3 protein-coding genes are annotated in these 13,755 nt (G+C 77.2%); all 3 read right to left on the bottom strand.

Annotation, left to right across the window (positions count from 1 at the left end):
- Positions 1-2: 2 nt before the first annotated feature.
- A complete protein-coding gene (locus ACIQTO_RS17100) occupies positions 3-1,223 on the bottom strand; it encodes a cytochrome P450 (protein ID WP_402388404.1) in 1,221 nt (406 codons plus the stop codon).
- Positions 1,220-10,279: a type I polyketide synthase gene (locus tag ACIQTO_RS17095; protein ID WP_402388403.1), complete on the bottom strand. Its 9,060-nt coding sequence runs from the start codon at positions 10,277-10,279 to the stop codon at positions 1,220-1,222. The genes ACIQTO_RS17100 and ACIQTO_RS17095 overlap by 4 nt, the downstream gene beginning before the upstream one ends.
- Positions 10,276-13,755: SDR family NAD(P)-dependent oxidoreductase (locus ACIQTO_RS17090; RefSeq protein WP_402388402.1), on the bottom strand; the 3,480-nt coding region annotated here is incomplete at its 5' end. The genes ACIQTO_RS17095 and ACIQTO_RS17090, both read right to left, overlap by 4 nt.

Raw genomic sequence — 13,755 nt, 5'->3', positions numbered from 1 at the left:
GGTCAGGACATCCGGACCGGCAGGCTCTCCAGGCCGCGGAACTGGAGGCTGTGCCGCCAGACCAGCCGGTCGGCCGGCACGGCGAGCTCCCAGCGGGGGAAGCGGCGCAGCAGCCGGCCGAACAGGGCCTCGCCCTCCAGCCGGGCCAGCGGGGCGCCGATGCAGTGGTGGATGCCGTGACCGAAGGACAGGTGCGGGTTCCTGCCGCGCCCCACGTCCAGCCGGTGGGGGTCGTCGAAGACGGCGGGGTCCCGGTTGGCGGCGCAGAGCGACACGAAGACGATCTCGTCCGCCGGGATGGTCACCTCGCCCACCTGGACCGGGCGGGTCGTCCACCGAATGGTGGCGAGGTTCAACGGGCTCTCGTAGCGCAGGAACTCCTCGACGGCGCCCGGCAGCAGGGTGGGCTCGGCCCGCAGTCGGCCCAGTTGCTCGGGGTGCTGGATCAGGGCGAGCACGCCGCTGCTGATCATGTTCGCGGTCGTCTCGTAGCCGGCGTTCATCAGCAGGAACAGGCTGGAGAGCAGTTCACCGCCGTCCAGCCGGTTGCCGTCGTCCTCGGCCTCGATGAGCGCGCTCACCAGGTCGTCGGCGGGATCCGTGCGCTTGGCCTCGACGACCGCCGCCAGGTGCCCGTAGGCCAGCCCGATCGCCTCCCGCTTCTCCGCGGCGGTGGACCGGACGCTGGTGAGCACGCCGTTCCAGCGGCGGAGGTCGTCGAAGTCGGCCACCGGCACACCGAGCAGGGCACCGATCACATAGATGGGGAAGGCCAGCGCGACCTGTTCGACCAGGTCGAACTCCGCGTCCGGCACGATCCCGTCGACCAGGTCGTCGGCCAACTGCTCGATCCAGGGCCGCAGTCGCTCGACCCGGCGCATGGTGAACGCCTTGGAGACGATCCTGCGCAGCCGGGTGTGGTCCGGCGGGTCGCTGAAGAGCATGCTGCGCGGGTTGCTGCCGGCCGAGCCGTCGGGGTGCAGGGCGTGCCGCTCGATGATCCGGGGCAGGCCGAGCGCGTCCTTGGACAGCGACTGGTCGGCCAGCAGCATCCGGACGTCCTCGTGCCGGGTCACCACCCAGGCGTTGACCTCGGAGGCGAGCGTCTTCACCACGTGCCGGCCGACCGGCGCCTCGGTGCGCAGGACGTCGTAGGAGGGGTAGGGGTTCTGCGTGAACGTCGGGCCGAACACGGTGTCGGCCGAGGTGGATTCGGTGGTCATGCTGCTGCCTCCGGTACCGCTCCGGACAGCCACGACTCGACCGCGTGGCCGGTCGAGGGTCCGGAGTCTCCGATGATGGTCAGGTGATCCGCCGGCACGTCGAGCGTCGTGTGCCGGGTGGGCCAGGACGCCGCGGGGACGGCGGGGCCGGCCGGGGTGCCGGGGAGGGGCTCGGTCGCCCGGACGAGCAGGGTCGGGCTCGCCACCGGGCCCGGCCGCCAGTCGCGGAACAGGTCGAAGTGACGGCCCATCGCGCCCAGTCCGGCGTCCGTGGTCGCCTCCACCAGCTCGGCGCGGTCCGCCAGGGCGGTGAACAGCGTCGACTCCAGGGCGGTGAGCCCCGGGCTGCCCGGCAGGTGACTGTCGAGCAGGACCACGGCGGCCGGGGCCGCCCCGCCCCGCGCCAGCGCCTCGGCGACGGCGTGCGCGACCCAGCCGCCCGAGGAGTAGCCGACCAGGACGACGGGTCGGTCACCGTGGTCGGCGCGGACGGCGGCCGTCTGGCGGTCGACGAACTCCGCCAGGGTGCGGGGCAGCGCCTCGCCCGCCGCGTACCCGGACGGTGCGAGCACCGTCAGGCCCCGGTGCCCCCGGAACGCGGTGGCGAACCGGGCGTACTGGTAGGCGTGCGCGGGTGCCACCAGCGAGGGGAAGCAGACCAGCGGCGGTCCGGCCGGGCCGGCGGCGAAGCGGGACCGGCGGGGTGCGGGCGCCGTCGCCTCCGGTGCGTCCCGCAGGTGGGCGGCGGCGGCGAGCAGCCGCAGCCCGTCACCGGCCCGGCCGGCCAGGCTGGCCTGCCGGAACAGCGTCACCAGCGGGGTCGCCGGCGGCCCCGCGGACGGCTCGGCCGTGACGGGCGTGGCGGCGGCCCCGGCCGGGGGCGCGTCGACGATCCGCTCGGCCAGCAGGGCGGCCAGCGCCGCGCCGGTCGGGCGCTCGGCGACCGCCGACGGGGCGAGCCGGACGCCGGTCGCCTCATGCAGCCGGGTGCGCAGCTCGGCCGCGCCCAGCGAGTTGAGCCCGAGCTCGGTGAAGGTGTCCGCCGGCCCGGCGGGCTCGTCCGGGTCGCCGAGCACGGCGGCGACCTGGCCGAGCACCACCTCGGTCAGCAGGGCCGTCCGGGACGCGGGCGGGGCCTCGCGAAGCCGTCGGCGCAGCGCCTCGCTCCCGGTCTCGGCCTCGTCCGGCTTCCCGTCCGGCTTCCCGTCCGGGTCCTGCCCGGCGAAGGCGTCCTGCCCCACGAAGGCGTCCTGCCCGGCAGCGGTGGCGGCCGTGGACGGGCCGGCGGCGGAGCGTGTCCCCGACAGCCAGTGGCTCCGGCCCTGGAACTGGTACACCGGCAGGTCGACCCGGCGGCCGCCGCCGTCCGGGGCGGTCAGGTCCACCGGCAGTCCGCGCACCTGGAGGCGGGCCAGCGCGGCCGTCAGCGCGGCGCCGTCCGGGCGGTCGGCGCGCAGCAGCGGGACGGCCGCGGCGGCCCCGGGGTCGGTGAGGCAGTCCTGGGTCATCGCGGCCAGGACCGCGTCCGGCCCGAGTTCGACGAAGGTGCGCACCCCGCGCCGTTCGAGCGTCCGGATGCCGTCGGCGAACCGCACCGGCTCCCGGACGTGCCGCACCCAGTAGTCCGCGCCGGCCACCTCGGCCGGATCGGCCAGGGCACCGGTCAGGTTGGAGACCAGCGGGATCCTCGGCGGGTGGTAGCCGATCCGCTCGGCCTCGGCACGGAACGCCGCCAGCATGCCCGCCATGTGCGGGGAGTGGAAGGCGTGGCTGACCCGGAGTCGCTTGGTCCGGCGACCCCGGGCGGCCAGCACGGCGGCGACCTCGTGCACGGCGTCCTCGTCGCCGGAGAGCACGGTGGCGGTCGGGCCGTTGACCGCCGCGACCGAGAGCCGGTCGGCACGCTCCGCGACGAGCTCCGCCACCTCCTCCGGCCCGGCCTCGACGGCCGTCATCGCGCCGCCCGGCGGCAGCGCCTCCATCAGCCGGGCGCGGGCCGCGACCAGCGCGGTGGCGTCGGCGAGGTCGAACACCCCGGCCACATGGGCGGCGGCGAGCTCGCCGATCGAGTGCCCGGCCACCACGTCCGGCACCAGGCCCCGGCTCTCCAGGAGGCGGAACAGCCCGACCTCCAGGGCGAACAGCGCCGCCTGGGCGTGACCGGTCCGGTCGAGCAGGGCGGCCTCGGCCGATCCGGGGGCGGCGTGCAGCACGCCCCGGACGGAGTGGCCGAGCCGCGGTTCCAGTCCGTCGCAGACCGCGTCGAAGGCCTCCCGGAAGGCGGCGGACGACGCGTACAACTCCCCTCCCATGCCCGGACGCTGACTGCCCTGACCGGTGAAGAGGAAGGCCACCGCGCCGTCGGCGGCCACCCGTCCGGTGATCACCTCCGGCACCGGCCGGCCGGCCGCGAGGGCGGCGAGGCCCGCGTCGAACCCGGCCCGGTCCTCGGCGAGGACGACCGCCCGGTGGGTCAGCGCGGCCCGGCCGGTGGCCAGGGACCAGCCGAGGTCGGCCAGTGTCTGGTCGGGGTGCGCGCCGAGGTGGGCGCGCAGGGCGCGGGCCTGGGCGCGCAGCGCGTCCGCTCCCCGGGCGGACACCGGCAGCGCGAGCGGGGCCGGTGCGGCCGCCGGCAGCGGCGCGACGGCGGCGGGTTCGACGGCGGGTTCGGCAGCGAGGTCCGCCGCGGGCTCGGGGGCGGGCGCGGGCTCGGGGGCCTGCTCGATGATCGCGTGCGCGTTGGTACCGCTGACGCCGAAGGAGGACACCCCGGCCCGGCGCGGCCGCCCGGTCTCCGGCCACACCACCGGTTCGGTCACCAGCGACACCGCGCCCGAGGCCCAGTCGACGTGCGGCGACGGCGCGTCCACGTGCAGCGTCCGGGGCAGCACCCCGTGCCGCATCGCCAGCACCATCTTGATCAGCCCGGCGAGACCGGCGGCGGCCTGGGTGTGGCCGATGTTCGACTTCACCGACCCCAGGTACAGCGGCCGCTCGGCCGGCCGGTCCTGCCCGTAGGCGGCCAGCAGGGCCTGCGCCTCGATCGGGTCGCCCAGCCGGGTACCGGTGCCGTGCGCCTCCACCGCGTCGACCTCGGCCGGTGTCAGGCCGGCGTCGGCCAGCGCCTCGCCGATCACCCGCTGCTGGGCGGGCCCGTTCGGCGCGGTCAGGCCGTTGCTGGCACCGTCCTGGTTCACCGCGCTGCCGCGCAGCACCGCGAGCACCGGGTGACCGTGGCGGCGCGCGTCGGAGAGCCGCTCCAGCACCAGGACGCCGGCGCCCTCGCCCCAGCCGGTGCCGTCGGCGCCCGCGGCGAACGGCTTGCAGCGGCCGTCCTCGGCCAGCCCGCGCTGGCGGCTGAAGTCGACGAACACGCCCGGTCCCGCCATCACCGTGGCCCCGCCGACCAGGGCCAGCGAGCACTCGCCCTGACGCAGCGACCGGGCGGCGAGGTGCAGCGCCACCAGGGAGGAGGAGCACGCGGTGTCCACCGTGATCGCCGGGCCGCGCAGGCCCAGGGTGTAGGCGAGCCGGCCGGACAGCACGCTGGCGGCGTTGCCGGTGCCCAGGTAGCCGTCCAGGCCCTCCGGGATCTCCCGGACGAAGGACAGGTAGTCCTGCCCGTTGGTGCCGATGAACACCCCGGTCCGGCTCTCCCGCAGGGCGAGCGGGTCCAGGCCGGCGCGTTCCACCGCCTGCCAGGCGATCTCCAGCAGCAGTCGCTGCTGCGGGTCCATCGCCGCCGCCTCGCGCGCGCCGATCCCGAAGAACGCCGCGTCGAAGCGGTCGGGACGGTCGAGGAAGGCGCCGTGGCGGGTGTAGCTGGTGCCGGGGCGGTCCGGGTCCGGGTCGTAGAGGGCGGCCAGGTCCCAGCCCCGGTCGGCCGGGAAGGCCGACACCGCGTCGCGGCCGGTGCGCAGCAGCTCCCAGAAGTCCTCCGGGCCGGCGACACCGCCGGGGAAACGGCAGTCCATCGAGACGATCGCGACGGGGTCGGTGTCGGGGTCGGCCTCGGTGCCGTCCCCGGTCGCGGAGGCCGCGCGGTCCGCCCGGTCGCTCCGCTTCGCCGGGGCCTCGTGGTTCTCCGCGTCCTCGCGCAGCAGGGCGCCCAGATGGGCGGCGAGTGCCTGCGGGCTCGGGTGGTCGAAGGCGAGGGTGGGGGCCAGGGTGAGACCGAGGCCGGTGCCCAGCGCGTTGCGCAGCTCGACCGCCGTGAGCGAGTCGAGGCCGAGTTCACGGAAGGGCTTGTCGGCGACGACCGCGACCGCGTCCCGGTGGCCCAGCACCTGCGCCGTCGTGGCCGCCACCAAGTCCCGCAGGGCGCGTTCGCGTTGGGCCGGCGGCAGGGTGGCGAGCCCGTGCGCGGCGCTCCCGGGTACGGCCGTCGCGGCCCCCGGGCCCGGCTCCGGCCGGGCCTCCGGCAGGTCGGCGAGCAGCGGCGGCACCGGCGTTCCGCCGGCGGCCAGGCGCGCCCAGCGGACGTCGGCGACCACGGCGGTGCCGGCGCCGCCGCCCACGGCCGCGCCCAGCGCCGCGAGGGCGGGCCCGGTGGCCATCGGCTCGACCGCGAGCCGGGCCAGCTTCTGCCGGGCACCGTCGCCCGAGGCCATCCCCGCCCCGGCCCACGGCCCCCACGCGATCGAGGTGGCGGGCAGGCCCTCCCGCACCCGACGCTCGGCGAGGGCGTCCAGGAAGGCGTTGGCCGCCGCGTAGTTGCCCTGGCCCGCGCTGCCCAGCGTCCCGGCGACGGAGGAGAAGAGGACGAACGCCGACAGCTCGGTCCCGAGGGTCACTTCGTGCAGGTTCAGCGCGGCGGCGGCCTTCGCGCGGGCCACCTCGGCGAGCCGCCCGGGGGTCAGCGCGGTCAGCACACCGTCGTCGAGCACCCCGGCGGCGTGCACCACGGCCGTGACCGGGGCCGGCAGGGCGGCCAGCAGCGCGGCGAGCGCCGCCCGGTCCGCCACGTCGCAGGCCTCGATGCTCACCTCGGCGCCCAGCGCGGCCAGTTCGGCGGCCAGTGCCCCGGCGCCCGGCGCGTCGGGCCCCCGGCGGCCGGTCAGCACCAGGTGTCCGGCGCCCTCCCGGGCGAGCCAGCGGGCGACCTCGGCGCCCAGCGCGCCCGTCCCGCCGGTCACCAGGACGGTACCGGTCGGCCGCCAGCGCGGCGGGGTCGGCCCGGGCCGGGAGCGGACCAGCCGGGGGACGAACACGGCGGCGCCGCGGATCGCCGCCTGGTCCTCCCCCGCCGCCCCGGTGAGCAGCCCGGCGAGCCGGGCGCCGGTCCACTCGTCCGGCACGGCCGGCAGATCGACCAGGCCGCCCCAGGTCAGCGGCTGTTCCAGCCGTGCCACTCGGCCGAGCCCCCACAGCGGGGCCTGGGCGTAGCCGCCGAGGCCGTCCTCCGGTGTCGCCGGCACGGCGTCCCTGGTCGCCGTCCACAGCGGGACGGCGAGGCCGAGGTCCGCGGCGCTCTGGAGCACCGCGAGGGCACCGGCCAGGCCGCGGGTGATCTCCGGGTGGTCCGGGTCCGGCCGCTCGTCGACGCCGGCCAGGCAGAGCACGCCGGCCAGGGCCCGGCCGGGGGCGGGGGAACCGCCGAGGGCGTCGGCGGGGCCGGCGCCGAGGGCGGTGCGGATCCGGTCGGCGAGCTCCGCCCGCCCGGCCACCGGGACGACCAGCGGTTCGACGTGCCCGCGCAGTGTCCCGACCACCTGGTCCGCCCACTGCCGCTCGTCCTCGCCCTCCGGGACGACGACCAGCCAGTTGCCGCCCGGGGTGGCGGTCGGGGTCGCGGCCGGGCGGGCCTCGGGCAGCCGCTGCCAGCGCGTGCGGTAGAGCCAGTCGGCCGCCTGTTCGCCGGCCCGCTGCGAGCGGTGCCGGGAGGACAGCGCGGGCAGGGCCCGGCTCAGCGGTACATCGCCCGGCAGCTCCAGCGCGGCGGTGAGCCCTTCGAGGTCGCCCCGTTCCACCAGCCGCCAGAACTCCGGGTCGGCCTGCCCGGTCCGGTCCGCCCCGGCCTCGACGGCGTCCTCCTGGGACAGCCAGTACCGGTCGGACCGGAACGCGTACGTCGGCAGGTCCACCCGCCGGGGGCTGCCGTCGACCCCGGCCGCGACGACCCCGGCCCAGTCGACCGGGACCCCGGCGGTGAACAGGGCGGCGGCGGCCGCCAGCGCGGCGCCGCGCTCCGAGCGGCCCCGCCGCAGCAGCGGCACGGCCAGCGGGGCGCGCGGCCGGTCGTCCCGGGCGTCCCGGTCGGCCTGCGCCGCCCCGCCCGCCCGGCCGGCCGCGACGGACTCGGTGACCATCGCGGACAGCACCCCGTCCGGTCCGGCCTCCAGGCAGGTGTCGAACCCGTCCGCGAGCAGGACGGCCGTCACGTCCGCGAAGCGCACCGGCGCACAGACCTGGTCCACCCAGTAGGCGGCCGAGCCCCAGGACGCCGCGTCGCTCCACCCGCCGGTCACCGCGGCGACCCCGGGCAGCCCGGGTGACCGGGTGGACACCCCCGCCAGTACCTCGGCGAACGCGCCGAGCATCGGCCGCATCAGCGGCGAGTGGAAGGCGTGGCTCACCGTGAGCGCCTTGACCCGGCAGCCGGCCGCCCGGGCCGCCCGGCCGACCTCCTCGACCGCGTCCGCCCGGCCGGACACCACCACCGAGTCCGGGCCGTTGACCGCGGCGACCGCCACCTGTCCGGGAGTACGGGCCTCCTGCGCGGCCACCCAGCCCAGCACCTGCTCCGGGCCGGCCTGCACGGCGAGCATCGCGCCGCCGGCCGGCAGTGCCTGCATCAGCCGGCCACGGGCCGCGACCACGGCGCAGGCGTCGGGGAGCGACCAGACGCCCGCGACGTGCGCGGCCGTCAGCTCGCCGATCGAGTGCCCGGCCACCGCCGCCGGCCGGACGCCCCACGACCCCGCCAGCCGGACCAGCGCGACCTGGAGGGCGAACAGCGCCGGCTGGGCCAGGTCGGTACGGTCCAGCGACCGGCCGTCCGCGGCGGTCCCGGTGGCCATCGCCTCGCGCAGCGGGACGCCCAGGAGCGGATCGAACTCCGCGCACACCTCGTCGAGTGCCGCCGCGAACACCGGGAACGCCTCGGCCGCCCCGGCCCCCATGCCGGCCCGCTGGGCGCCCTGCCCGGTGAACAGGAACGCCACACCGCGGCCCGTCCCGGTCCCGTCCCCGGCCCGCACGACGGCGGGGTGGGCCGCACCGGACGCGACCGCCCGCAGCCCGGCGAGCAGCTCCGACGAGCTGTCGCCCAGCACCACGGCACGGTCCTCCAGGGCCGGGCGGGTGGTGGCCAGCGACCACGCGACGTCGGCCGGGTCGGGGCCGTTCCCGGTACCCGCCCCCGCCCCGGTGCCGGTGCCGGTGCCGGCCGTCAGGAACTCGGCGAGCCGGCCGGCCTGGGTGCGCAGCGCCTCGGGACCGCGCCCGGACACCACCCAGGGCAGCGTCCCGCCCGCCACCGACCGGCCGGCCGGCGCCGGGTCGGCCGGCTCCTCCACCACCGGGGCCTGCTCCAGCACCAGGTGCGCGTTGGTGCCGCTGATCCCGAACGCCGACACCGCCGCCCGGCGCGGCCGCCCCGTCTCGGGCCACACCACCGGTTCGGACAGCAGCGACACCGCGCCGGAGGCCCAGTCCACGTGCGGCGACGGCGCGTCCACGTGCAGCGTCCGGGGCAGCACCCCGTGCCGCATCGCCATCACCGCCTTGATCACCCCGGCGACCCCGGCGGCGGCCTGGGTGTGGCCGATGTTCGACTTCACCGACCCCAGGTACAGCGGCGGGCCGTCCGCCCGGTCCCGGCCGTAGGTGTCCAGCAGCGCCTCCGCCTCGATCGGGTCGCCCAGCCGGGTACCGGTGCCGTGCGCCTCCAGCAGGTCCACGTCCTGCGTGGTCAGCCGCGCGTTGGCCAGGGCCCGCTGGATCACCCGGCGCTGGGACGGCCCGTTCGGCGCGGTCAGCCCGTTGCTGGCACCGTCCTGGTTCACCGCGCTGCCGCGCAGCACCGCGAGCACCCGGTGACCGTGGCGCCGCGCCTCGGACAGCCGCTCCAGCAGGACCAGGCCGACCCCCTCGGACCAGCCCGTCCCGTCGGCCGCCGCCGCGAACGACTTGCAGCGGCCGTCGGCGGCCAGCCCGCGCTGGCGGGAGAACTCCAGGAACAGCGTGGGCGTGGACATCACCGTCACGCCACCCGCCATGGCCAGCGAGCACTCGCCGGCCCGCAGGGCCTGGGCGGCCAGATGGATCGCCACCAGCGAGGAGGAGCAGGCCGTGTCGACGGTGACCGCCGGCCCCACCAGCCCCAGGGCGTAGGAGATCCGGCCGGAGACGACACTGTCGGCGCTGCCGCTGATCAGATAGCCCGCCACCTCCTCGGGCACCGTGCTCTGCCGTAGCGCGTAGTTCTGGTACATGGCCCCGACGAACACCCCGGTGTCGGTGCCGCGCAGCGCCAGCGGGTCGATCCCGGCACCCTCCGCGACCGTCCAGGCGGTCTCCAGCAGCTGACGCTGCTGGGGGTCCATGGCGAGCGCCTCGCGCGGCGAGATGTCGAAGAAGCCGGCGTCGAACTCCGGTGCCTCGTAGAGGAATCCGCCCGCCCGCGCGTAGCTGGTGCCCGGGTGGTCCGGGTCCGGGTGGTAGAGGTCGGCCGGCCAGCCGCGGTCTCTGGGGAACTCCGCCATCGCGTCGCGCCCGCCGTCGACCAGCCGCCAGAGGTCCTCCGGCGAGCGGACCCCGCCGGGATAGCGGCAGGCCATGCCGACGATCGCGATCGGCTCGTGCTCGCGGTCCTCCAGCTCGCGCACCCGCTGGCGCGACCGCTTGAGGTCGGCGGTGACCCGCCGCAGGTACTCGACGACCTTGTCCTGCTCCGGCCGGTCCTTCGTCCTGTCCTGGCCCGGCCTCTCCTGCTCCGGCCTGCTCTGCTCCGGCCTGCCCTGCTCCGGCTCCGACACCTGTCGTTCCCTTCTGTGCAGCGTCGTGTGCGGGTCGGCCACCGACCCGGTGTCCCGGTTGCCCACCGGATCGGTCACTGGGGGTCGAGTTCGGCGTCGATGATGTCGAACAGCTCGTCGACCGAGACGCTCGCGATCCGCTCCGAGTCCGCCGCCTCCTCGGGGCGGGCCATGGCGTCCCGCCACCGGGCGAGCAGCGTCTCCAGCCTGTTCGCGACCGTCCGGCCGTCCGGCCCCGTCACCGAGGAGGCGGCCAGCGCGGCCTCCAGCCGGTCCAGTTCCTCGCCGACACCGGCGACCGGGCGGTCCTGCGTGCCGGGCAGGACCAGGCGCTCGGCCAGGTGGGCGGCGATCGCCCCGGCCGTCGGGTGGTCGAAGACCAGCGCCGTGGGGAGCCGCAACCCGGTGACCAGGCCGAGCCGGTTGCGCAGTTCGACCGCGGTCAGCGAGTCGAACCCCAGCTCCGAGAGCACCCGGTCCGGCTGGACGCGCTGCGTGCCGTCGTGCCCGAGCACGGTCGCGATCGCCTCCCGCACCGCGTCCAGCAGGATCCGGTCGCGCTCGGCGTCACCGACCGCGGCGAGCCGCTCCAGCAGCGCCCCGGCCCGGCCGGCCGAGGCCTGGCGGCGACCGGCCGCCGTGCCCCGGACCAGGCCTCGCAGGACCGACGGCAGCGCCGCCCCCTGCGAGCGCAGCGCGCCCACGTCCCAGCGGACCGCCGCGAGCAGCGGCTCGCCGGTGCCGACGGCCTCGTCGAACAGCGCCATGCCGTCCTGGGCGGTCAACGGCACCAGTCCGCCCCGGGCCAGCCGACGCAGGTCGACCTCCGAGAGGTGCCCGGTCATCGCGCTCGCGTCCGCCCACAGGCCCCAGGCCAGCGAGGTCGCGGGCAGACCGCGCGCGGCCCGGTACGCGGCGAGCGCGTCCAGGAAGGCGTTGGCCGCCGCGTAGTTGGCCTGGCCGACCCCGCCCAGCACACCGCTGGCCGAGGAGTAGAGCACGAAGGCGGAGAGGTCCGCCGAGCGGGTCAGCTCGTGCAGGTGCCAGGCCGCGTCCACCTTGGGGCGCAGCACGCCGGCCACCTGCTCGGCCGTCATCGAGGTGATCAGGCTGTCGTCGAGCACACCCGCCGTGTGGACGACCGCCGTCAGCGGGTGCTCGGCCGGGATCCCGGCCAGCAGCGCGGCCAGCGCGTCCCGGTCGGCGGCGTCACAGGCCGTGAGGTCGACCTCGGCCCCCAGCCCGGTCAGCTCGGCCCGCAGTTCCTCGGCGCCCTCGGCGTTCGGACCGCTCCGGCTGACCAGCAGCAGCCGGCGGGCGCCGTGGGCCGTCACCAGGTGCCGGGCCACCAGACGGCCCAGCACCCCGGTGGCGCCCGCGACCAGCACCGTGCCCGTCGGGTCCAGGGTCAGGGACGGCTGCCCCGCGACCTGTTCCGCCGGGTGTGCCGGGTGTGCCGGGGTAAGCCTCGGCACCAGCAGTGCGCCGTCCCGGACGGCCGCCTCGGTCTCCTCCCCGAACGCGGCCCCTGCCAGGGCGGCGACGTCCGCCGCCCGGTCCAGGTCCGCGTCCAGCAGGCCGAACCGCCCCGGGTGCTCCGACCGCGCCGAGCGGATCAGGCCCCACGCGGCGGCGGCCACCGGGTCACGGCCGTCGGTCGCCCCCGGGCAGACGAACACCAGCCGGGAGTCGGCGAACCGCTCCTCGGCCAGCCACGCCTGGACGAGCTCCAGCGTCTCGCGGACCACCGCGTGGGCGGCGGCCGGCACGTCCCCGGCGGCCAGGGCGCCGGCGGGCGCCGCCACCCGGGCCAGCACCACCGACGGCACCCCGGCGCCGGCGTCGACCGCGCCGAGCAGCGCGCCGAGACCGGCGAACCCGCGGATGCCGGTCGCCCCCGCCGGCCGGTCACCGAGGACCGCCCAGTCGGACGGGTCTGCCGGAGCGGTGGTGCCGGCGGGCTGCCACGCCAGCCGGAACAGGGCGTCCGGCCCCGTGCGCCGACCGGCCGACGGCGGGGCCGCGAGCCGCACCGACCCGGCCGAGGCGACCACCGTCCCGTCGTGGTCGGTCAGGACCACGGACACGGTGTCCCCGTCGCGGTCGGTCCCGGCGTCCCGCGCCGTCCCCGCGTCCGCGTCCACATCCGGGTCCACGCGGCCGATCACGGCCCGGACGGCGGTGACCCCGGCCGCGTGCACCCGCACATCCGTCCAGGCCACCGGGACCAGCGGCCCCGGCGCGTCCTGGGCGGCGGTCCACGCCCGGACCGCCCCGTCGAACAGTCCCGGGTGCAGCACGAACGCGCCGGGTTCGGCCAGGTCGACCTCGGCCCACACCCGGTCCTCCTGCTGCCAGACCCGCCGCGGCCCCGGGAAGGCCGGCCCGTACGCGAAGCCCTGGTCGGCGATCCGTTCCACCACCGTCTCCGGGGACAGCTCCGCACCCGGCTGCCAGCGCACCGGACCGTCCGGCGCCCGCTCGGCGCCGACGGCGGCCGTCAGATGCACGGTCCACGCCTCCCCGTCGCCCGAGTCCGGGCACGACCGGACGACGACCGGACGCAGTCCGGCCTCGTCCGCCGCCCCGACGACCACCTGCACCCGCACCCCGCCCTGCTCCGGCAGGGCGAGCGGCACCGTGGCGGCGGCCTGCGTCACCCGGGGCGCGCCCACCCGGTCACCGGCGGCGATCACCAGGTCGAGCAGGAGGGAACCGGGCAGCACGACCGCGCCGCCGATCGTGTGGTCGGCCAGCCAGGGGTGGGTGCCGAGCGAGATCCGGCCGGTCAACACCGCGCCTTCCTCGGGGAGTTCCACCGCGGCGGCGAGCAGCGGGTGTCCGGTGGCGGACAGTCCGGCGGAGGCCACGTCACCCTCGACCGTCGGCTCCAGCCAGTAGCGCTCGCGCTGGAAGGCATACGTCGGCAGCTCGACCCGCCGCGGCTCCTGGCCCGCGAACAGGGCCGCCCAGTCGGCGTCGGCACCGTGCACGAAGGCGTGCGCAAGGGCCGTCACCGCCTGCCGGCACTCCGGACGGTCCGCACGCAGCATCGGCATGCCGTTGTCGACGAGGGTCGCGAGGACGGCATCGGGGCCCAGCTCGACCCAACTCTCCGTCTCGGCCACGGCGACGGCGTCGGCGAAACGGACCGTACGGGCGACATGGTCGACCCAGTACCGCGGGTCGCACCACTCCTCGTCGACCGGACGTCCGGTGACCGTCGAGACCACCGGGAGGCGGGGCGGGTGGAAGGCCAGACCCGCCACCACCGTATGGAACTCCGCCAACATCGGCGCCATCAACGGGGAGTGGAAGGCGTGACTCACATCGAGCCGCTTCGTCCGACGACCGGGAAGTGCCTCCACCACCTTGCGGACCTCGTCCTCAGAGCCGGACACCACCAGCGAGGTCGGCGAGTTGACCGCCGCGATCCCCGTGCTGTCCAGGCCGGCGAGCAGCGGGACGACCTCGTGCTCCGCCGCCTCCAGGGCCACCATCACCCCACCCGCCGGCAACGCGTCCATCAACCGCGCCCGCGCCGACACCAACCG

This window comes from Kitasatospora sp. NPDC091207 (assembly GCF_044768625.1).
Classification (GTDB): Bacteria; Actinomycetota; Actinomycetes; order Streptomycetales; family Streptomycetaceae; genus Kitasatospora.
This window is presented reverse-complemented; position numbering and strand designations above follow the sequence as displayed.